The sequence below is a fragment of the Rhizobium sp. Root1204 genome, from assembly GCF_001424965.1.
Taxonomy (GTDB): Bacteria; Pseudomonadota; Alphaproteobacteria; order Rhizobiales; family Rhizobiaceae; genus Pararhizobium.
Genome location: NZ_LMCZ01000021.1, coordinates 44,032 through 65,724, shown reverse-complemented (window position 1 = coordinate 65,724; position 21,693 = coordinate 44,032). Strand labels below are relative to the sequence as shown.

The 21,693-nt window shown below is 59.9% G+C and carries 13 protein-coding genes and 1 pseudogene; 8 read left to right on the top strand and 6 right to left on the bottom strand.

Going from position 1 to position 21,693, the window contains the following annotated elements; translation table 11 throughout:
* Positions 1-1,708 precede the first annotated feature (1,708 nt).
* From ASC96_RS18305 to ASC96_RS18290, 4 genes are all read right to left on the bottom strand, one after another.
* On the bottom strand, positions 1,709-2,641 hold the full coding sequence (locus ASC96_RS18305; RefSeq protein WP_060504563.1) for a recombinase family protein: 933 nt from the start codon (positions 2,639-2,641) through the stop codon (positions 1,709-1,711).
* A 591-nt stretch (positions 2,642-3,232) separates the two neighbouring features.
* Complete coding sequence (locus ASC96_RS18300) at positions 3,233-3,475, bottom strand: hypothetical protein (RefSeq protein ID WP_060504562.1); 243 nt, start codon at positions 3,473-3,475, stop codon at positions 3,233-3,235.
* A gap of 130 nt (positions 3,476-3,605) precedes the next feature.
* Positions 3,606-4,679, bottom strand: coding sequence for an ROK family transcriptional regulator (locus ASC96_RS18295; RefSeq protein WP_060504561.1), 1,074 nt, complete (start codon positions 4,677-4,679; stop codon positions 3,606-3,608).
* Between the two features lie 53 nt (positions 4,680-4,732).
* Positions 4,733-5,383 carry an SGNH/GDSL hydrolase family protein gene (locus ASC96_RS18290; protein ID WP_060504560.1) on the bottom strand — a complete coding sequence of 217 codons (651 nt, stop codon included), beginning with the start codon at positions 5,381-5,383 and terminating at the stop codon, positions 4,733-4,735.
* Between the two features lie 264 nt (positions 5,384-5,647).
* On the opposite strand from ASC96_RS18290, the gene ASC96_RS18285 reads away from it, so the two are divergent.
* The 6 genes and pseudogenes from ASC96_RS18285 to ASC96_RS33930 all read left to right on the top strand — a co-directional run.
* Entirely contained in the window at positions 5,648-6,724 is a 1,077-nt protein-coding gene (locus tag ASC96_RS18285; protein ID WP_060504559.1) for an ABC transporter substrate-binding protein, read from the top strand.
* 61 nt (positions 6,725-6,785) lie between these two features.
* Positions 6,786-8,279 (top strand): sugar ABC transporter ATP-binding protein, encoded by a 1,494-nt coding sequence (locus ASC96_RS18280; protein WP_060504558.1) that lies wholly within the window; start codon positions 6,786-6,788, stop codon positions 8,277-8,279.
* 16 nt (positions 8,280-8,295) lie between these two features.
* Positions 8,296-9,267, top strand: a complete 972-nt coding sequence (locus ASC96_RS18275) for an ABC transporter permease (RefSeq protein ID WP_060504557.1) — start codon at positions 8,296-8,298, stop codon at positions 9,265-9,267.
* A gap of 2 nt (positions 9,268-9,269) precedes the next feature.
* Complete coding sequence (locus ASC96_RS18270; RefSeq protein ID WP_060504556.1) at positions 9,270-10,220, top strand: ABC transporter permease; 951 nt, start codon at positions 9,270-9,272, stop codon at positions 10,218-10,220.
* A 27-nt stretch (positions 10,221-10,247) separates the two neighbouring features.
* The gene (locus tag ASC96_RS18265) at positions 10,248-10,904 is read left to right on the top strand and encodes an SGNH/GDSL hydrolase family protein (protein ID WP_060504555.1); all 657 of its coding nucleotides are present in this window, start codon (positions 10,248-10,250) and stop codon (positions 10,902-10,904) included.
* A gap of 68 nt (positions 10,905-10,972) precedes the next feature.
* A pseudogene (locus tag ASC96_RS33930) lies at positions 10,973-11,100 on the top strand (IS6 family transposase); the annotation flags it as partial.
* 97 nt (positions 11,101-11,197) lie between these two features.
* On the opposite strand, the gene ASC96_RS18255 reads toward ASC96_RS33930, so the two are convergent.
* Entirely contained in the window at positions 11,198-12,733 is a 1,536-nt protein-coding gene (locus tag ASC96_RS18255; protein WP_060504554.1) for an MFS transporter, read from the bottom strand.
* Between the two features lie 170 nt (positions 12,734-12,903).
* On the opposite strand from ASC96_RS18255, the gene ASC96_RS18250 reads away from it, so the two are divergent.
* Positions 12,904-13,812, top strand: coding sequence for a LysR family transcriptional regulator (locus ASC96_RS18250; RefSeq protein ID WP_060504553.1), 909 nt, complete (start codon positions 12,904-12,906; stop codon positions 13,810-13,812).
* 2,705 nt (positions 13,813-16,517) lie between these two features.
* Here the strand turns inward: ASC96_RS18250 and ASC96_RS18240 are convergent.
* Positions 16,518-18,866 (bottom strand): cadherin-like beta sandwich domain-containing protein, encoded by a 2,349-nt coding sequence (locus ASC96_RS18240; RefSeq protein WP_060504551.1) that lies wholly within the window; start codon positions 18,864-18,866, stop codon positions 16,518-16,520.
* Between the two features lie 959 nt (positions 18,867-19,825).
* Between ASC96_RS18240 and ASC96_RS18235 the strand changes: the two genes are divergently transcribed.
* Positions 19,826-21,589 (top strand): monovalent cation:proton antiporter-2 (CPA2) family protein, encoded by a 1,764-nt coding sequence (locus ASC96_RS18235; protein ID WP_060504550.1) that lies wholly within the window; start codon positions 19,826-19,828, stop codon positions 21,587-21,589.
* Positions 21,590-21,693: the final 104 nt, after the last annotated feature.

Sequence of the window (21,693 nt, the reverse complement as noted above, 5' to 3'; positions counted from 1 at the left end):
ACGACCACCAGAACAGTGGACTGGATGCATCGGCCAGAAATTCCACCCGCTAGGCACCTGTATCGCAACGCACGGCATAGTGTTTACTCATCTTCAGCACGTGGATGAGCTAGGGAGTTCCACGAGCTAGCTGACAGCCAATGAAGACATGGCATGCTGATCGACAGGGTGTTCGCGAAGGAGACAGCGGAAAGCAGCTGAGGCAATCTCCGCAGAGCGCTTAACAAGATCCTGGATCGCGGGCTGGGTTCCTACCTGGGCAGAACTCAGAGAGCTCATCCTCAAAGCGGTCAGGTCGAGAGATCCAAGCGGCTGTGTTGGCGCGAAAGTGCTGTAGCAGCGTTTTTCCTAGCATGAGGCCCGCTAACGTCCGTCGTTGGTCAACAGATGAACTGAAATCGTCGTAACTCCTGTCCGTAAGGGCGAGTGACCACAAGCGAATGAAGGGGCGATAAATCCATAAAATGTAGTGGTGGCTGTTCGAACCAAACTGACAATTCCTTCCACTCGGTCGTCATCTTTGGGCAACCGAGTGACCGCAGTCAGCTACGATACACTTTGCGTATGTTGCCGCTGCGTCGTCATTTGACTGAACAGCACCTGAAGGATCGTAAAAATCCATCCCACGGCTTGAAACTGATTGGGGCACGGCAGTCTGCAGGCCGGGTGATCGGCGACTTGATGATCCAGGAAGCACCGAAAACCATACCGCCAGAATGCATTGCTCGGGCTTGTTGGAAAGCGAGATCGTGTTGCGGGATACAGCAACTCGACGAAGCCCTGTGGAGGACAGAGCTTGATGAAGATTGTGTCGTAACGCGCACGGAAGGGGCGCGCTTCTTACCCTCGCTCGAGCCAGCTGAACGAGTATCATCAACTGTGTTGATCGGCCATTCTTCTCTTCGTCACGTGTTATGGCCTGCCGAGCTGGGTGACAGGCAGGCGCCTGCTGCATGGCGTCTTAAAGCAGAGTACTGCGATTGGCGGCCTCCCTCATTTAGTCCAAATGCAGGTTATCTTTACAGGTCCGAGCGGAGTCATGGTTCTTGAGCAAAATGGCCTGAGCGCCGTCATCAGCGAGTGCCGGTCGACTGCGGTCAGCCGGGTGATCGCACAGGATAGACGTTGGACGCGATCCGATTGGTACGCATGGCTATTCGACTGGTGGTGCCCTGAACGTTACCGACAAGGAGACGGTAACTGTCCTGTCTGCGGGACTTCAAGGACAGTGTCAGGTATTGCTGTATCGAGGTCTCGGTTGTGCTCGTTCACCAGATCTTGATTCCTCATGAATGACGAACGGAAGCAGCCGTCGGTCGTCGTAACGATCTTCCATTTCGGAAGTGACGCGCTCCTCGGAAAGGGGATTCGACGCGATCAAGACGATCGGGACCCAGATCAATTGGCCCTGATTTTCAGCACCGCAATTGCGGTGCGGACGTTAATGCCGGAGAGCAGAGAAGGGGCGTTTGCCGCCCTCGCCACGGGACGAAACTGGCTCCGGACGGAAAACTGTTCATTGTGCGACCCGCACTTTGGCTTACCGTTTGGCCGCTCGCCGAACTTCGCAGGAGCGGACCGGCTGTTGTGAAGCGCATTTTTTTCCGTGCATGGCAAGCCGTCCGTTGATCGAACTGATCATGACAAGGCCGACGTGAAGGAGGATTTTCGTCACAAGGAGACGTTCGCGAGACCGGGGGTGATCGTCTTATGGTCCGGGCCCCCGATCGCGAATGAGACCGAAGCGGCGGGCTTCGTCCAGCAATGCCCTGACGGTAGATGCTTGCCATTTGCGGCCGCCACGCGGCGGCCTCTCCTGCATCCGATCCAATTCAGCCCCAATATCACGCAGCGACCGACTGGGATCGGCAATCGCGATGCCGGCAACCAACCGCATCAGATCATGTTCAGGGGGCCGACGCGGAGACCGGCTCAGCAACTCAGCCTCTGCAAGGTTCTCGTCTACCATGCGGTGGACCGCGCGCCGCAAGCGCTCGACTGTCCATTCTTGGCCCCGACGATTGAGAATGCCGACGACGTCGTCCCAACTGTGCCGTGGACGCAGTTGCCGCACGGTCGGCAACCATGTCTGTGCCGACGAAATCAGTTCATCGAGGTAGGCCCGCCGGCGCGCGACCGAAACGGCCTGGATTGCCTCCGGGCGGCGTTCGCGAAGTCCGGGGTTGCCCGCGAGCCTGCCTTGGGCCTTGGCAATTTTCATGCCCGACTGGGTTCGTTCCACAATCAGTGTCCGTTCGAGCCGGACCACAGCAGCGAGCACCCGCAAGGAAAGCCCCCCGTGTGGGGTCGTCGTGTCGATGGGATCGTGCAGCGAGCGGAAATACACTCTGCGATTCTCCAGATCTTCGAGCACGCCAAGCAAATGGCTGACCGAGTGGGCGAGACGGTCCAAGCTAACGATGAGAAGGACATCGCCGTCAGCGAGATCTTTGAGAAGCTTCGCAAGCACGGGCCTTGCGCCTGGAGCGCCGGATCCTTGTTCTTGATAGATGCGGTCGCAGCCGGCCGCTCGCAACTCGTCGATCTGCGTGTCATTGAACTGATTGTCCGGCGAAAGCCGGGCATATCCAATTAACCTTTGCGGCGGGGGAGGGGGGCCAAGATTTGCGGTCGCCGCCATCGGTTTCTTTCAAGTGTTCCAGAGGTTTTTGTACACATATAAATGCGTGAGAAAACTATCCTTTGCAAGCATGTTTTATGGTGCAAAAGGAAGCCCGGCAGACTCGAAACGCAACTGCCGACGATGAGGAACCGCATCCGCAAAAGAAAACGCGTCAGAGGGCTCTTATGGCGGAAATTCAGCGCGGCCGACTGCGTTAGAAGGGGAGGGGGCCGCATTGCTGTTCAAGCCGATCAGGAGAAGATAAAACACCCGGTAGCCGTTGGTAGATCCGGCTGATCGGACCGGCATCACTCCACTGACCAGGCAAATGAGGCTGCCAAACAAGAACGGGAAGCCGGAGTTTAGGGGCTAACCGCATTCCGTCCCTCGTATTGGGAAAAGGATGGGGATTCGCAACCCATTATCGATCCTATTTACACGTCGACAGGCGGTGCGGTTTCCCAGGAGATATCCCAATAAAACGCACAATCACTACTAAGGTGGCATCCTCAAAAGTCAGATCGCACCAGCGAACCAAAGCAATCAAGATCTCCCGGGCTTTGGTGTGCCGGCTGGACTTGCTTTGGAAAAGTGGAAAGGCAAATTAGATTAGGCGGTCCGTCTCTCGAACTGTGTGGGGCTTATGTAGTGAAGCGTCGCGTGCGGGTGGGATTGTTTAAGCCACCGATTGCGGGCAATGCAGTTATCGTAGCAATTTCCCTTCGTGACATCCAGATCAGGATGCGATTGCTGCGCACGCGCCGCCGGCACCAGCTTCATGCGGTCGGCAATCACTTTCGATAAAAACTCGATCCGCTGCAGATCGCGCTCGCTTATCGCTATCAATCCCATCTGCAAACTCCCACGCATCTTTCAGGCCCGGGGAGTGTGACATTCCAACTTTGCACATACGGACATTCCAACCTTGCCGCCACAAGGCATGCGCGCATCGTTCAATTCCACTCGAGAGCTAAATTTACAATCAATTCACCATGAATCGGGAACTGAACGGCAGGCTGGCCGCACCGACGGCCTTTGGTGCGACGGACGTTCGGCCGACAACCGCATTGACGAACGGAATCTCCTGCTGGACGAGCTTGCACAGCGCGATACAGATCTCGGGCGGAACGAAGGACGACAGCAGGACGGTTTTGAGCTCGATAAATTGCAACAGCGCCTGCGTCGATTTGATGAGGCTTTCTGCGCAGGCCTGCTGCCAATCGGCCAGTGCCGGTCCCATCGGCGGCCAGGACGGATGTTGTTCCCAGAGCCTTGCTGCACTCGGGTCGCCGGCTGGCAAGGCACGCTCCAGCGCCAATACGCCGACGTCGTAGCTCAGCGGTGAATTTCCATTGTAGATCTGGTGGTTGAGCACGAGGCGGCCATGCAGGCGGGCGCCGAGATAGAAGAACAGGAAGTCCTGCAATTGCCGCGCCGTGCCGAACAGGCTTTCGCCACCCGCCGCCGCCGTGATGTCGTTCTGCACGAAGACGGGAAGGCGAAGCTCGGCCTCCAGATAGCGGTGCAGCACGTCATGGTCCGGGCCGGAGCGTATCGGCGGGGTCGGCAACGCAAGACCGACGCCGGCAACGCGCGCCTGCCGGCTTTCCGAAAGTCCGGCGATGGCCTGGTGGATTTCGATTGCAAGTGCTTCCGGTGCATCGAACGTATCGGCCGTTTTGTGCGGCATCACGCGCTGGTGCTGCACATTGCCGATAAAGTCGACGACGGCGATATGGGTATTGCGGTAGCCGACACTGACGCCGACGGAATAGGCGCCTTCGGAATTCAGCATCAGCGGTGTGGTGGGTGGGCCGACGCGGCCCTTTTGCGCTTCGCCGCGCACGACGAGGCCTTCCTGTTCAAGTGAGCGCACGATGACGGAAATCGTCTGCGCCGAGAGGCCGGTCTTTTCACCGATTTCGAGGCGGGTCGTCGCCTCGCTCTGCAGGAGCAGCGAGAGGACCAGGCGCTCATTGTGGCTACGCACGCTCAGCGAATTGAGGCCGCTGGCGCGATCGGCGATGCGAAGCGGGTTGGGCGGCGCGAAACGCATATCAGGCAAGAGCGCGCTCCTTCCCATAAAGGGCGATGATCAGGGGGCAGGGCTTATGCATCGGCCCACCCGATGGCCAGAACTTCCTGTGCCAGCGCTTCTCCGAGCTGGCGATGCGCTGTCTCGTCGATATGGAAACCATCGGCCGGCGAGCATTGGCAGACCGTGCCGGCATCGAAGAAATGCGCCTCCAGCGAATCCGCCATGATCTCGAATTCCAGCCCCAGCTTGCGGGATTTCTCCTGCGCGCCGGAGAAGATCGATTCCCATTCGCGCAGGTCGTCGAGCATTGGCGGCGGCGCGACGATCATGATTTCCGGGTCGTGGCCGGCCGGTCCCGGCGAAAGTTCACGGATATCGTGCACGAGGCAGCCGATGCCCATGGCGACCTCCGAGGGCGGCATGTTGAAGCGCCGCTTCAGGTCATTGGTGCCGAGCATGATGATGATCAGGTCAAGCGGCGTGTGGCTTTGCAGGCAAGGACGCAGATAGGTGCGGCCGTTTTTCAGCACGCCCTCAATCGGGTCGTCATGCACGGTCGTGCGGCCGCTCAGACCTTCTTCGATCACCTGCCAGCCGGGGTCGAGCAGGCTTTCCAGCACGCCGCCCCAGCGCTGCCCGCGGGGGTAGCGCTCAAGCGGTCCCCCGCCCGGAATTTGGCCGTGCGTGTTGGAATCCCCAAAGCATAGAACGGTCCGCGTCACTGTCTCCTCCACCGGGCTGCGTGCCCGCTTTTCGGGTTCAGACTTCGCATCCGCAGGGGCGATTTGCAAGGATGGCCTATTATTCATTCAGTCTGAATAACTATTGACAGGCGAAAGCGCCAGTGCTTTTGTGACGCTCGGAGGAAAGTTTCAGGTCGTTTCAAAGGCTGTGCACGAGCACCGGACATGTGTCGCGGGCTGGCGATGCCGCATGCCTTTCGGCGGGCCTTCCCCCTCGTTAGACGCCTGCTTTGGAGGAGAAGTATGAGCAGCATCATCAGGAAAATCGGCCTGTCGGTTCTTTTGGCCGGCGTGGTCTTCGCAACGAACAGCTTTGCGCAGGAGGTGCCCCTGCTCGACGGTGTCACGACCCGTGCGGACAACAATCCGACGGTGGAAGAGGGCAAATACAAGAAGGACGCGCCCTGGATCATCGGCATGAGCAGTTTCGGCGTCAATGCCAACACCTGGACAGTGCAGGTGGCACATGAGGCGCAGGCCGCCGCCGACCGCGACAAGCGCATCACGAAGTTCGTGTTGCTCGATGCCGGCTTCGACCAGAAGAAACAGGTCGCCGATATCGAGGACCTGATCGCCCAGAAGGTCGATGCGATCATCGTCCAGCCGGTCACCTCGACTTCGGCCAATGCCAGCATCGAGAAGGCTATTGCAGCGGGCATCCCGGTCGTGCTGCACACCGGCCGCATTGAATCCGAGGCCTATACGACGGAAATCCAGGGCGGCGCCGAGCATTTCGGCAAGGTGATGGGTGACTTCCTCGTCAAGGAGCTTGGCGGCAAGGGTAATATCTGGGTGCTGCGCGGCCTCGCCGGCCATCCGGAAGATACTAACCGCTACAACGGCCTGAAGCAGTCGCTCGAAGGCACTGAGATCAAGATCGCCGCCGAGGAACATGGCGACTGGCAGTACGACAAGGCCAAGAAGGTTTGCGAGACGCTTTATCTCAACGATCCCAATGTCGCCGGCATCTGGTCGTCAGGTGCGGATATGACGCGCGCCTGCGTCGACGTCTTCAAACAGTTCGGCGCGCCGATCCCGCCGATCTCGGGCGAAGGCAATAACGGCTTCTTCGGCCAATGGATCGCCGATGGCTTCAAGTCGATCTCGTCGGAATACAGCCCCGCCCAGGGCGCTGCCGGCATCCGCGCTGCGGTCGCCCTTCTGGAGGGCAAGGCGCTGCACAAGCACTACGACTACAACCCGCCGGGCTGGGACCTCGAAAAGGTCAAGAAATACTACCGCGACGACCTGTCGGCGAATGTCTGGTGGCCATCGGAACTCTCCGAAGAGCAGCTCAAAGAGTTCTACGCCAAGCAGTAAGGCGGACCACGCCGGGAGGCGGGCATGCGCCTGCCTTCCGTCACCCGGACAGAGGAAATCCATGTCGCATCCTATTGAAATGGCCGGAATATCGAAGGCGTTCGGCGGTAGCGCCGCGCTTCGAGACGTCTCGCTGGCGCTGGCACCCGGAACCGTGCACGCCCTGATGGGCGAAAACGGCGCCGGCAAATCGACGCTGATGAAGATCCTGGCCGGCGTGCATCAGCCGGATAGCGGCGAGATCCGCCGTGCGGGTCGCACCGTCAGCTTCGCCAATCCGCGCGCGGCGCTGGAGGCCGGCATATCCACGGTCTTCCAGGAACTGTCGCTGCTTCCCAACATGACGATTGCGGAAAACATGTTTCTCGGCCGCGAGCCCCTGGGGCGGCTTGGCGGCATCGACCGGCGACGCATGCGCGAGGAGACGAAGGGCGCGCTGGCGCGTCTTGGCCTTGCGCTCGACCCAGACACGCTGGTCTCCGAACTGTCCATCGCCGAGCGGCAGTTCGTCGAGATCGCCCATGGTATCGACGCGGATGCCGACATCTTCATTCTCGACGAGCCGACCGCAGCGCTCAATGCGGCCGACGTTGATGTGCTCAACCGGCATATCCGGACGCTGCGCGAAGCCGGTAAGGCCATCGTCTACATCTCTCACCGCATGGATGAGATTTTTGCCATCTGCGACGTGGTGACGGTGCTGAAGGACGGCCAGCTGGTCGGCACACGACCGCTCTCCGAGATGACGCCGTCCTCACTGATTGCGATGATGGTTGGCCGCGAACTGGAGGATCTTTTCCCCGAGCGCGGCGAAGGAAAGGGCGCCGCTGCGCTCGCTGTCTCCGACCTCAGGCTTCAGGCGGATGCAAAGCCTTTCTCCTTCATGGTGAAGAAGGGCGAGATCGTCGGCTTTGCCGGGCTTGAAGGGCAGGGGCAGCAGAAAGCGTTGCGGGCGCTGGTCGGGCAGTTTGCGCCGGTCGAAGGAACGGTGTCACGCCGTGGAAACACCATCCGGCTTCCCGTGCCCAAGGAGAGCGGCGTGCGGCGCTGGCAGGCGCTCGGCGGGGCCTTCGTGCCGGAAGACCGCAAGGATGAGGGCCTGTTTCTCGATCACTCCGTCGGCCAGAACATTGTTGCGGCCTTGCATGGTGGCCGCCCGGCTTTGAAGGCGGCAAAGCGTTACAGTTCCGTGATTGCGGAAACGATGCGGCGGCTGAACGTCAAGGCGTCGGGGCCGTCCGACACGGTCGGCGCGCTCTCCGGTGGCAACCAGCAGAAGGTGCTGCTGGGGCGCTATCTCGCCACCGATGCCGACCTGCTCCTCATCGAGGAGCCGACGCGCGGCGTCGATGTCGGCGCCAAGGCGGAAATCTACCGGATCCTGCGGGACTTCGCGAAAGCGGGCGGTGCGGTGCTCGTCCTGTCGCGCGAGACGGTCGAGCTGATCGGCCTCTGCGACCGCCTCTACGTGATCCACGGCAACACGATCGTATCGGAAATGCGCGCTGCTGAGGCAACCGAGCACGGCATTCTCGATGCGGCGCTGAGCGCATGACGAACGGAAAAACCTGATGACATCCCCTTCTTCCACCCTTGGGAAACTGATCACCGGCCGCGGCAGCCGGCAGGGCCTGTGGCTTTTGCCCTTCATCATTGCGATTGCCATGGCGCTGTGGCTTGCCATCACGACGAGCCAGTTCGGCCAATGGAGCAACCTTACCAATCTCGTCGCGCAGGGCATGCCGTTGCTGATCACGGCGGTCGGGCAAATGTTCGTCGTACTCGTCGGCGGGCTCGATCTCTCGATCGGCTCGGTCGTCAGCTTCACGACGGCCATCCTCGCGCTGGATTTGCCGGGCTATCTCACCATTCCCGGTGTCTTCCTGTTCGCCGGCCTGATCGGCGCCACCAACGGCTACTGCATCACCCGGCTCAACGTGCATCCGATCGTCGCGACGCTCTCCATGCAATATGTCGTGCTCGGCATTACCCGCGTGTTGCGCCCGGTTTCCGGCGGCACCGTGCCGGACAGCGTGCGTTGGCTGGTGGAGGGCTCGATTTTCGGCCTGCCGCTACCGCTCTTCTGGGGTGTCGTCACGCTCCTCGTAGCCTGGAAGCTGCTCTACGGCTCGCGTTACGGCCTGCATCTCTTTGCCATTGGCGGCGGTGTCGCCTCGGGCTCGAATGATGCGGCACGCAACTTCGGCATTCCCGCCAACCGCAACATCTTGCTCGCCTATGTGATCTGCTCGCTGTTTGCCGCCCTTGCCGGCCTGTTCCTTGCCGGACGCATCGTCTCCGGCGATCCGAATGTCGGCCTGCTGATGGAGCTCGATGCGATCACTGCGGTTGCCATCGGCGGCACGCAGCTGTCCGGCGGGGTCGGCAGCCTGCATGGCACGGTCATTGGGGTCGCGGTTCTCGCCTTGCTGTCGAACGGCATGAACCTGCTCAATGTCACGCCTTTCGTGCAGACGGCGATCAAGGGCGTTCTGCTCATGGCGGTCGTTGCCCTCCAGTCGCGCAAGAAGATCGGACTCTGATCATGTCGGCTCTCGTCAACTCGACCCTGTTCCGGCGCGTTTCCAAGGTTCCGCCGTCCTATTATCTGCTCGTCGTGCTGCTGGTGATCCTCTTCATCGCCCGCCCGCAGATGCTGAACGCCAATGTGCTCGGCGTCTTCGTCCGCCAGGTCGTGCCGCTCGGTATTCTCGTGCTCGGGCAGCTCCTGGTCATGCGGGTGAAGTCGATCGACCTTTCGGGCGGCGGCGTCATCCTGCTCATCAATTACTGCATCTCGTCCGGCATTTTTCCCGGCGCCTCGCTCGGCTTCTATGTCGTGCTGGCGCTCGCGATCGGCCTTGCCATCGGCCTGTTCAACGGCATGATGGTCGCCAAGCGCCGGGTTTCCGCCGTCATCGTCACGCTGGCGCTCTCCATCGTGCTCGTCGGCTTCGTGCAATATTTGTCGAGCGGCAAGCCGCCGGGCGACGTGCCGAAGATTTTTGCCGAACTGTTCAACACCCGCTTCATCGGCCTGCCGAGCCCGGTTCTGTTCTGGATTGCACTCACCGCGCTGATGGCGCTGCTCCTGTCGCAGACTGTCTTCGGCCGCTGCGTCGCCGCCGTCGGGGAAAGCATACCGGCCGCGCATTTTTCCGGCGTGCCGGTGGAGCGCACGGTCATCCTCGCCCACACGTTGGCCGGGCTGATGGCGGCCATCGCAGCCCTCGTCCAGACGGCGTCCATCGCGGTCGGCAGCGTGCGCGTCGGGCTCGACCTGCCGATCCTGTCGGTCGCCGCGACCATTCTCGGCGGCGTGGTTTTCGGGCGGGGCGAGGGTGGAGTCTGGGGGCCGTTCTTCGGCGTGCTCTGCTTCGCCTTCCTCTTCGTCGTGATGACGATGTTCGGCGTGGGCGATGCGGGAAAACTCGTCGCCCAGGGCCTGATCATCCTGTTTGCGGCCATCTTTTACGGCCTTCGCGCCGGCAAGTGACATCAACAGCCATTCAAGGAGGACCAAATGGCCGAAAAGCGCTCAATCCTGTGCTTTGGAGATTCTTTGACCTGGGGCTGGATTCCCGTGAAGGAATCCGCCCCCACCCTGCGCTATCCCTACGAACAGCGCTGGACCGGCGCCATGGCTGCACAGCTGGGAGACGGCTACCACATCATCGAAGAGGGCCTCAGCGCCCGCACCACCAGCCTCGACGATCCGAACGATCCGCGGCTGAACGGCAGCGCTTACCTGCCTTCCGCGCTCGCCAGCCACCTGCCGCTTGATCTCGTCATCATCATGCTCGGCACGAACGATACGAAATCCTATTTCCACCGCACGCCCTATGAGATCGCCAACGGCATGGGAAAGCTGGTCGGACAGGTGCTGACCTCGGCCGGCGGCGTCGGCACACCCTATCCGGCGCCGAGGGTGCTGGTCGTCGCCCCGCCGCCGCTCGCGCCGATGCCCGATCCCTGGTTCGAAGGCATGTTCGGCGGCGGGTACGAGAAGTCGAAACAGCTCTCCGGCCTCTACAAAGCGCTCGCCGACTTCACCAAAGTCGAGTTCCTGGCTGCCGGTGATCATGTCACGACCGACGGTGTAGACGGCATCCATTTTTCCGCTGACACCAACATCAAGCTCGGACACGCCATTGCGGACAAGGTCGTGGCGCTGTTCTGAGCAATAGCCACTTCGGCGGCGATGTCATGTTGTCCTGGGCTTAAAGGTTGTTGGATAATGCGTCTGAGATGACCCCGCCGCCGATCAGTTCCAAGAACCACCGGTTTCCACCGCAGATCATCGCCCGCGCGGTGTGGCTGTATTTCGGGTTCCTTTAAGCCTGCGGATGGTGGAAGAAATGCTGTTGGAGCGCGGCACTGTCGATTCTTACGACAACAATACGACGATGGGGCCTAACCGACAGCCTGTCTCGGCCCGATGCAACGCCATGACTTCAAGGGCAGAGCCGCGCGTCATGACGGCTTCGCCGTCGAGCATGCAAGCGCGGCTTTCGTCCTGGGCCGGACTCCGAAGATGAGCAGGCTTGCGGTGGCAGACAGCCAGACGCCTGCTGCGCCGTAGATCATGACCCAGCCAAACCCATTCCGCAGCGCCGTCTGGACAGCGGTGTGAGACAAACCATAGTTGGATGACAGCATGCTGCCGGCCGAGATTTTCTCGGCGAGCATGCGCTGCTCCATGCCGGCCATTTGGCCGGAAAGCACGGTGCCCAGCGATGACCGCACGCCTTCGACCAGAATCAGGCCCATCAGCGCGATGTTGATCGCCAGCGAAATCATCCGTGCACTAGTGTCGATGCCCGAGGCCATGCCGGCGCGCTCGGCGGCAACGGCGCCGGTCGCGACATTGGTGACGGTGGTATTGGTGAAACCGAGGCCGATGCCGGCCAACAGGCATCCCGGCAGCATCGTCAGCCAACTGACGTTTTCAACACTACTGCCGGCTTTCATCGACAGGAAGCCGAGACCGATCGTGAACAATCCGGCCGGGATGACGATGCCTGGGCGAAAGTGAAGCATCAGGCGCTCGGCAAGGGGCGGGACGATGAGGGGGGGAAGCGTGTAGGCGAGCAGAGCAATGCTTGCGGTTACGCCGTCATAACCAAGGCCGGCCTGAAACAAGATAGGCAGATAGATCATGAACGGCCAGAAGCTGATGTTCATGCCCACCGACCCGAACAGCGCTCCCGAAAAATCGCGGACGCGGAACACCGAAAAATCGAACATCGGCCGAGTACTGATTTTTTCAGCGATGACGAAGGCGAGCAAGCTTATGACGGCAATTCCGAGGATCGACAAAGCGGCCGGGCTGGCAAAGCCCAGTTCAGGCCCTTGGGTGATGAAGTAGGAGATGCAGAAGACGGCGGCAGACAAGGTCACCATGCCGGTGATATCGAGGCTTTCGGCATCCGGATCGCGCGATTCCTCGACGCCGGCGAGCGCCAGCGCCATCGTCACGCCGGCAAGCACGACATGGACAAGAAATACCCACTCCCAGCTCATCAGCGACACGATCGCGCCACCGACGATCGGGCCAAAACCAAGGCCGATGCCAAAGATGATACCCCACCAGCTGAACGCGATTCCGCGCTGACGGCCGGACTGGAATTGGTGCGAAAGGACGGCGATCTGGCAGATGAGCATTACCCCGCCGGCCATGCCTTGAATGAAGCGGGCGGCGATCAATACCGATACGTCCTCTGTCAGTCCGCAGATTAGCGATGCGATGCCGAATGCGACGATACCGGCGACGAATATGCGCTTGCGGCCGTAGCGATCGGCCAACGTGCCGGCCGCCATCAGGACAGCCGTTACCGCAATGGTGTAGGCGTTCATGATCCATTGCAGCTGTTTGAAATCTGCGCCGAGCACCTTCTCCAGCGTCGGCAGGATTGCCGGGATGCTTGAAATCTCAAGACCGAACATCAGCGAGGAAAGGCAGACGGCTGCCAATGCCAGCGCGCTGCGGCGGGTTATCGGTTGGTTCATTTTCGTAGACTTTCGATGCCATGGCGGACATCGCGGATTTCCGTTGCCGGTCTTCCACGGTACCCGTCGAAGTTGATCTCGCGTGGGTTCGCGGCACCATAACCGGACCTTGATCATAACTGAATTGGATGCTTATATATTTCAGAGATAACAAAATCGGATGGTTCCAAATGACGACGCTGGATGTGGACGCTGTTCAGGCCTTTGTGGCGATTGCCGATTTTCAGAGTTTTACCCGGGCGGCGGAATTCCTCGGCAGCACGCAGGGCGCAATCAGCGTCAAGTTGAAGCGGCTCGAAGAGCGGCTCGGCGTCAGGCTGCTCGAGCGTACGCCACGGCAGGTCCGCCTTTCGGCACAGGGCGCCGTCTTCATCGAGGGCGCTCGCGAATTCCTCGCCGCCCATGATCGGGCCATTGCAGGGCTTTCGTCAACGCGGCGCCGGTTCGGCCTTGGCATCGCTGCTCATGTCGCCGGGCCGGAAGTTCCCACATTGCTGGCGCGCCTCTACGCCCACGATCCGGGACTGTGCATTGAGGTGCGGCTGGAAACATCGCGAAACCTGCTCGAGGCCTTCGACCGCGGTGAACTCGACGCCGTGATCATAAGGCGCGACGAAGACCGGCGCGACGGTGAAACCCTCGGACCGGAGCATTTCGGCTGGTTTGCAGCGCCCGGCTTTCAACGTGTGCCGGGCGAACCGTTACGGTTGGCAGCGCTTGCGCCATTGTGCGGCGTACGGGATATCGCAACCCGTGCGCTTGATGCGGTTGGCATCCCTTGGGTGGAGGTCTTCGTCGGCGTGTCGACTGCGGTCAACGCGGCCGTTTCGGCGGGGCTCGCCGTTGCCCCCTTCTCCTGCCGCCTGGCGCCCTCCGATACGGTCGAGGTCAGCAAGCGGTTCGGTCTTCCGGACCTTCCGTCCTCGGAGATCGTCTTGCATTCGAGCTTGACCGATGCACGCTCGAGAAAGGCCTTGCAGACCCTTGTCGCCACTTTCAGGGAGCGGCATGCAGCGTCGGCCGAAACCGCCACGGCCGCCCAAAAGACATGGCCAAAGATCGAGCTATCCGCATCCTGAGCGCTGCGGGGACAACAACACCGCAGCCTCGATATTGGCGAGGTGAAACTGACATCCAATCGCATCAAACCTTGATCACGGCCAGAAAGTCGACAACGGTTTTAGGACTCGACACACTGAAGATCGGACAGCGGCGCAACCGCGCTGCTGCCCAATCTCACAAAGGTTTTATCAAAACTGTTTGGCCGCTTTGACGCCCGCACCCGCTGATGTTTCGCCGCCGTCGGCGATATTGAGGAGCAGGCTTAGGTCCAGCATCCAGAAGTTTGTTGTCTGCAAGGACAGACCGGCGGTCACCGATCCGAAGGCCCCGGTTCCGTCGAGTCCGGAGAAGCCAGCCGTCACGCCTAACTTCGGGGTGAGCGCCGCGCCGTTTTCCAGCGTAAAGGACCGGGCGACCTCGGCACCGAGGCTGACACGGAACTGCTCCTCATCAAACCCGTCGATATCGATTGCCGCGCCGGCGTCGTTCTTAACGGCGTAGTCATCCACGCTTTCCGAGAAATAGACAATGCGCAGATTGGGCGTGAAGGTCGTATTCTCGTCGATGTTCCACTGGCCCTCGATCGAAGTATCCGCCATCCAGCGAGTGGTATCGAATGTTCCATCCCAGTACCGCGTGTCGATATCGTTGGACGAACCGCCGTATCGTAGGCTGGCGTTCCAGAAGATATTTCGGGCAACTTCGAACGAGGCGTAGGGACCGGCCAGCCAGCCATTGCCCGTTAGTTCTGCATCCGCATCCGTCGGATCGGTCATCCTGTCGTAGTGGAACGACAGGCCGACGAGTGCCTTTTCTGTTATCAGATAGTCCGCCCCCGCATTGATCATGGCGAAGCTGCCCCAGCGGCGGTCATTTTCATCCCGATTGTGCGCGAGGAAAACCCCATCAATCCAGATATTGAATGGCGGCGCCATTGCCCCGCTGACGCCGTCGGCCGCGTCCCGAGCGGCCTCGATTTGATTGAGGCTGGTCGAGAAGCTCGCAGTCATTCCTTCTTGCGACGGCATCATGCGCGCAGTGACGGGATCGGTTGCCTCCATCATCTGCCGGCGCTCCAAGAGGCCCGGAACACTGATAGACGACGAGATCATGTTCTGCCGGGTCCTTACGAAATCGTGCACAAGCGTGTTGATCTCGTCGACGACCTTGTCGGCGTCATATGCCAGCCTGTAGGTGACGATGCCGATGTTTGAGGGCCCAAGCGCTCCGATGAGACGGTATCCAACGCGCACGTCTCCAGAATAGGCCGGATCGGGCACGAACTTCAGATACCATCCGGCTGGCGCACCGGAAGCTCCAGCCTGTGCCAGCTCTCCGCGGATAATAGTTGCGCTGCCCGCACTGGGGGGATCAACGGACACTGCTTCCGCACCGGTGAACGGCCCGCCGGTCGCGCCGCGATTGAGATAGACATTGCCCGGCGCAGATCCAGCCGGCACTTCGATGGTCAGGTTTGGAACCGTGACCACCCGAGGTGTGACTTGCAACAGGAAGGTCGCCGTTCCGGTCGCGCCGTTGCGGTCGGATACCTGAATGGTGAAATCATAGTCGCCGGAACCAGCGTCTGCGCCGAGTGGACCACGGAGTTCACCCGTCGAAATGTTCAGCACCATCCCTTTCGGCAGCGTGCCGGAGACAATTCTGTACAACAGAGGTGCGACGCCGCCTTTTGCCGTAATCAACTGGCTATAATCTTCTCCGGCCATAGCCTTGGTCAACGTGCCGCCCGGAGGCGTAAACACAAATCTCACGCTGGATGACTTTACCTTCAAGGTGTAGGCGGCAGAACCCGTTGCGCCGTTCGCGTCAACCGCCGTGACGATAAAGGTGAAGTCACCGCTCGCAGTCGGTGTGCCGGCGATTGCACCTGTGGAACCGGCGATAGCCAGACCGGCCGGAAGTGCACCGGCCGTCACGCTGTACGCGTAGGGGCCTGTCCCGCCGGAAGCGCTGACAGTTTGGCTGTAGCCCGCATCCACCGAGCCGTCTGGTATGGCGCCAGCTGCAGGAGATAGGGTAATGACAACGGTAGGAAAAGCACGGGTAACCGTGACCGTATAGGTCTTGGCCGTAGTGCCGTCCTGAGCCTTCGCCACCGTCGTGATCATATTGGTACCGACAGCAAGCGCGATGGCGCCTGAGGCAGAACCGGAGACAACCGTCGCACCATTGACGGTTACCGTTGCAGCCGGATCCGCGACCATTGGCGTAAGGGTGATCGATGCAACGCTGTTGGCGACCGCCGCCGTGTAGTTTGTCGTTCCGGCAGCGAAGGATGGACTAAGCGTGCCGCTTGACAACGAAAGGCCCGACAGGTCGGCATTCGCCGATACGGGTGCGGCACGGGTAACCGTGACCGTATAGGTCTTGGCCGTGGCACCATCCTGAGCCGTCGCCACCGTCGTGATTGTATTGGTGCCGACAGCAAGCGCGATGGCGCCTGAGGCAGAACCGGAGNGCACGGGTAACCGTGACCGTATAGGTCTTGGCCGTGGCACCATCCTGAGCCGTCGCCACCGTCGTGATTGTATTGGTGCCGACAGCAAGCGCGATGGCGCCTGAGGCAGAACCGGAGGCAACCGTCGTACCATTGACGGTTACCGTTGCAGCCGGATCCGCGACCATTGGCGTAAGGGTGATCGATGCAACACTGTTGGCGACCGCCGCCGTGTAGCTTGTCGTTCCGGCAGCGAAGGATGGACTAAGCGTGCCGCTTGACAACGAAAGGCCTGACAGGTCGGCATTCGCCGATACGGGTGCGGCACGGGTAACCGTGACCGTATAGGTCTTGGCCGTGGCACCATCCTGAGCCGTCGCCACCGTCGTGATTGGCACGGGTAACCGTGACCGTATAGGTCTTGGCCGTGGCACCATCCTGAGCCGTCGCCACCGTCGTGATTGTATTGGTGCCGACAGCAAGCGCGATGGCGCCTGAGGCAGAACCGGAGACAACCGTCGTACCATTGACCGTTACCGTTGCAGCCGGATCCGCGACCATTGGCGTAAGGGTGATCGATGCAACGCCGTTGGCGATCGCCGCCGTGTAGCTTGTCGTTCCGGCAGTGAAGGATGGACTAAGCGTGCCGCTTGACAACGACAGGCCCGACAGGTCGGCATTCGACGCAAGCAAGCGCGTGACCGCCACCGTATAGGTCTTGGTCGTCGTGCCATCTTGGGCAGTTGTCACGATCGTGATCGTATTGCTGCCGACAATCAAAGGTATGGCTGCAGAGGCGGAACCTGAGGTTACAATCGTACCGTTTATCGTTACCGTGGCCGTCGGGTCGGCGGTCGCCAGCGTGACCGTGATCGTTGACGTACCGTTGGGGACGGAGGCTGTGTAGCTTGCCGTGCCCACGCTAAAAGACGGGCTGAGCGAACCACGCGATAAGTAGAGGGATCCGAGGTCGGCATTTGCAGACGGCGCGCGGCTGATATCAACCGTATAGGTCTTCGTGGTCAAGCCGTCTTCAGCAGTTACTAGGATGGTCACGGGGTTGGAGCCAACGGCAACATTGATCGCGCCGGACATTGCACCGGAGACCACCGGAATGCCGTTAACTGTTATCGTTGCATTGGCGTCTGACGCATAGGGTGTCACGCGTATCGCGGGGATGTTGTTTGCGACTGTAGAATTATAGAACAATGTTCCGGAAGAGAAGGCAGGGCTGAGGCGGCTGTTTGAAAGGCCGATCCCCACAAGTGTCGCATCAGACGATGCCGGCGGCGGCACGGAACGGGTAACTGTCGCCGTATAGGTTTTTGTTGTCGCGTCGGCCGCCGTTACCACAGTTGTGATGGTGTTGGCGCCGACTGCCAGGTTGATCGTCCCGGACGCTGACCCCGAGGTCACCGGTGTGCCGTTGACGGTGACCGTGGCCGTCGGGTCCATCACTGTTGGCATTGCGGTGATCGACGACACGCTATTGGCGACAGTGGCCGTATAACTTACCGTGCCGGCTGAAAAGGACGGAGAGAGCGGCACGCCTGACAATGTCAGGCCTGCCAGGTCGGCATTCGACGACAACGCACGATTGACGGTGATGGTATAGGTCTGCGTTGTCACGCCGTCGGCGGCAGTCACCAGGATGGTGACGGGGGTGGCGCCGACACCAAGACTGATCGCGCCGGACGTCGCACCGGAGACCACCGGGCTGCCGTTCACCGTTATTGTTGCATTCGCCTCGGATGCATAAGGGATCACGCGCATGGATGGGATATTGTTGGCGACAAAGGCCGTATAGCTTGTCGTGCCAGGCGAAAAGGCGGAACTGAGGCTGGCGTTTGTCACACCGATCGCCCGCAGGCTCGCATCCGACGAGGGCGGTGGCGGTGCGGATCGCGTGACCGTGACTGTATACGCTCGAATGGTCGTGCCGTCCTGGGCCGTCACCACCGCGGTGATGGTGTTGCTGCCTTCGACAAGGCTGATCGAGCCGGAGGGTGAGCCCGACGTTACGCCAGTGCCGTTTACCTTGACCGTGGAGGTTGCGTCCGCGACAATCGGCGTCACTGTAACCGATGTAACTGCATTGGCAACCGTCGTCACATAGCTCACTGTACCTGAGTTGAAGGAAGGACTGAGCGAACCGCTCGACAGCACGAGATTATTGAGATCGGCATTGGCCGGGGGGCCTGCGCGGTTGTAGACCACGTTATAGGTCTGCGTCGTCGTAGCGTCTTCAGCCGTCACCTTTATGAGGATCGTGGTCAGACCGACAGGAAGACTGATGACACCGGACGAGCCATCGCCCGCCACTGGCGTTCCATTCACCGTTACGGTGGCATTCGCAGCAGATTTATAGGTCCATACCTTGGTTGCAGGCACGCCATTCGGAACGGAGACCGTGTAGTTCAAAGTACCCGCAGAAAAGCTCGGGCTCAGCGAACCCTGCAAAAGCCCGATTGCGGAAAGATTTGCGTCCGTCGAGGGCGCGGCATCGGATGACGCAGCCAGGTCGAAAAAGGTTAAAAAAAGCACAACGGCAAAAATTGCCACAGAAGTGAAACTGCGGCCTGCCCGGCCGCACTGCGAAATAAACTGATACATCTAAAACTCGCCCCCAAAAGGCTTTCCGCGCGCTCCCCAGCGCGCATAGGCCAATACAACCCGATAAATTATCGATTGATATCGTCGTAGTGATTGACGCGCGTATACGCAACTATACATAGCCAAAAAATGCAAATTACCCCAGAATTGGATTATTCATACAAGTAATGGATCGTATTAGATTATCTTTACATAAGCACTTCATGTATTGCCTCCAGCAAGTTTTACAACCCGAATGCAACCGGATCGATCGGCCTTTGTATGCTGAATGCAGAGATCGGCAAGCTGAATCGCAACAACGGCGCCACTGGGATGGGTGGCGTCGCTTTAACGGATTGTGGCCGCGGTAAGGCACTCACCCGGAATTTCAGAACACGGTCTGGAGTGAACCCCTCGGGCTGGACCAGTGATGCGCATCAAACTAAGCCGTCTGCTGGGCAAGTTGGGTTTCAAATTCTTCTGGTGATCGATAGCCGAGCGCCGAATGAAGACGCCTGGAATTGTAGACCTGTTCAATGCCACAACGATCGTGGCGATTATCGATGCGATGAAGGATACCAATAAACCGGATGAATGCACTGCCAAATTTATTGGGGCGGTAGAACCAAAAGCAGATCCTTGGCGTCCCCATCTTCTGAATGGCTTGAGCTGCTCGCCCGGGCGATCGCGAGTCCAAGTGCCGGCGAGCTTGAGCGCAATTACTTCCACGGGCTTTATTTCGGGAGTGGAATTTTGTTCAAAGCCTCGGACGACGCTTCGGTCTTTACCATGTGGCAACCTTCCCCGAATCTCGGCGACCAACACACGCTGCGGCCGTTCCTTGAGGACCGGAACGCATCAATCGAAGTAAGATTGAGCCCCTCGAATGACATGAAGCCAACGGCTATTGCTTTCGCAGCTATCTTTCATGTTACGAATTGCATTGGCTTGGCCCAGTTGGGGCTTTTCAGGAGAATGATATGGCAGAGGCAGGGATTGCACAGACGCTTGGACCGGTGGTTGTCCTTCTCGCCTCGGCAGTGGTCGCGGTGCCCGTGTTCCGCAAAATCGGGCTCGGTTCAGTATTAGGATACTTCGCCGGCGGTCTCCTGGTTGGTCCATCGGTGCTGGGGATATTCAACGACCCCTCTACCATCCTGCACGTCTCCGAACTGGGCGTGGTGATGTTTCTGTTCCTGATCGGAATAGAAATGCGCCCGCAGAAGCTATGGGCGTTAAGGGCTCAGATCTTCGGGCTTGGCCTTGCTCAGGTCGCGGTCTGTATTGCGCTCTTGACCGGTGCCGGCCTTTTCCTGGGATTACCTCCGGCAGCGGCTTTCATCGCAGGATCTGGCTTCGTCCTGTCATCGACGGCAGTGATCATGTCTATTCTCAAGGAGCGCGGTGAGCTTGCCAGCAGCCAAGGGCAGCAAGCCGTTTCGATTTTGCTGCTCGAGGACCTGATGATCGTGCCGCTCCTGGCAATCGTCGCCTTCATGAGTGTTCCTGCAGGTGGAGAAGACCAACGCGGCATCGACTTTATCGCAATCCTTGTCGCGTTGGGCGCCATTGCGGTGGTGATTGCCGCCGGGCGCTGGCTACTCGACCCCTTCTTTGCGCTCCTCGCCCGGGCACGCAATACGGAGGTTCTGACGGCCGGCGCGCTCCTTGTGGTGTTGGGATCGGCCCTGCTGATGGAGGTAAGCGGCCTTTCGATGGCAATGGGGGCTTTCCTCGCGGGCGTTATGTTGTCGGGGTCCAGCTATCGCCACCAGATTGAAACGGATATCGATCCCTTCAAAGGCCTGCTGATGGGTTTGTTCTTCCTGGCGGTCGGGATGTCGCTTGATCTGACCGTCGTGGCCGGAAACTGGTGGATGATCCTTGCGCTGCTGGTCGCCTATGTGATTGTGAAATCGATCGGAATCTATGCTGTAGCGCGGATATTCGGTACCGCACACATTCAGGCGCTGCGTCGCGTCTCGCTGTTTGCACAAGGCGGCGAGTTCGCCTTCGTGCTCTATTCAGCTGCTACGGGTGGTGGTGTGATTGGAGCGGCGGAGAACGCCGTCTTCTCAAGCGTCATTATTCTGTCCATGGCACTCACGCCACTGGTCCTCATCGCCGCCGATCGTTTTCTCAAGGACAAAGCGGCCTCGATGGATGGTATCGAAACCGCATATGCACTGAAGGGCCGTGTGCTGATGATCGGCTTCGGCCGCTTTGGCCAGATCGCCTCGCAGATGATGCTTACACAAGGCATTGAAGTCGCGCTCATCGATAATGACCCCGGTCGCATCCGGGACGCTGAACGGTTCGGCTTTAAAGTATATTTCGGCGACGGCGCACGGCTCGACATTTTGCGCCAATCCGGCGCTGAGAATGCTGACATGGTTATGGTCTGTGTCAATGACGTAGAAGCTACGGATCGCATCGTCGAGTTGGTGGTTGAGCACTTTCCATCGTGCCGCCTTCTTGTGCGCTCTTATGATCGGGGCCATTCAATCAATCTACGCAGTGCAGGGGTCGACTACGAAATCCGCGAAACCTTCGAGTCGGCACTCGTGTTCGGCGGTGCGGGGCTGAGGGTGCTCGGCATGACAGCACTTGACGTGAGTGAAGTCACTGAAGACGTCCGTCGGCGCGATGCCGAACGGCTCGATCTACAGGCACAACAGGGGCTTTTGGCGGGGGGCGACAGATTGCACGTCAAGCCGAGACCAGAGCCACTCGTTCAGCCCTGATCGTGTGGGTAAACTTGCAGTTCGGGCCGCCCTCGGCGCTGCAGCCTTGGTGTTTTCCTTCATTCTCAGCATGTACGCCTATGCGACACCAGTCCTGCCCGGCG

Coding starts and splice junctions, on each gene's coding strand:
- ASC96_RS18305 (WP_060504563.1), bottom strand. CDS start 2,641: ATGGCGGCGACCGCAAATCTTGGCCCCCCTCCCCCGCCGCAAAGGTTA.
- ASC96_RS18300 (WP_060504562.1), bottom strand. CDS start 3,475: ATGGGATTGATAGCGATAAGCGAGCGCGATCTGCAGCGGATCGAGTTT.
- ASC96_RS18295 (WP_060504561.1), bottom strand. CDS start 4,679: ATGCGTTTCGCGCCGCCCAACCCGCTTCGCATCGCCGATCGCGCCAGC.
- ASC96_RS18285 (WP_060504559.1), top strand. CDS start 5,648: ATGAGCAGCATCATCAGGAAAATCGGCCTGTCGGTTCTTTTGGCCGGC.
- ASC96_RS18280 (WP_060504558.1), top strand. CDS start 6,786: ATGTCGCATCCTATTGAAATGGCCGGAATATCGAAGGCGTTCGGCGGT.
- ASC96_RS18275 (WP_060504557.1), top strand. CDS start 8,296: ATGACATCCCCTTCTTCCACCCTTGGGAAACTGATCACCGGCCGCGGC.
- ASC96_RS18270 (WP_060504556.1), top strand. CDS start 9,270: ATGTCGGCTCTCGTCAACTCGACCCTGTTCCGGCGCGTTTCCAAGGTT.
- ASC96_RS18265 (WP_060504555.1), top strand. CDS start 10,248: ATGGCCGAAAAGCGCTCAATCCTGTGCTTTGGAGATTCTTTGACCTGG.
- ASC96_RS18255 (WP_060504554.1), bottom strand. CDS start 12,733: ATGAACCAACCGATAACCCGCCGCAGCGCGCTGGCATTGGCAGCCGTC.
- ASC96_RS18250 (WP_060504553.1), top strand. CDS start 12,904: ATGACGACGCTGGATGTGGACGCTGTTCAGGCCTTTGTGGCGATTGCC.
- ASC96_RS18240 (WP_060504551.1), bottom strand. CDS start 18,866: ATGTATCAGTTTATTTCGCAGTGCGGCCGGGCAGGCCGCAGTTTCACT.
- ASC96_RS18235 (WP_060504550.1), top strand. CDS start 19,826: ATGGCAGAGGCAGGGATTGCACAGACGCTTGGACCGGTGGTTGTCCTT.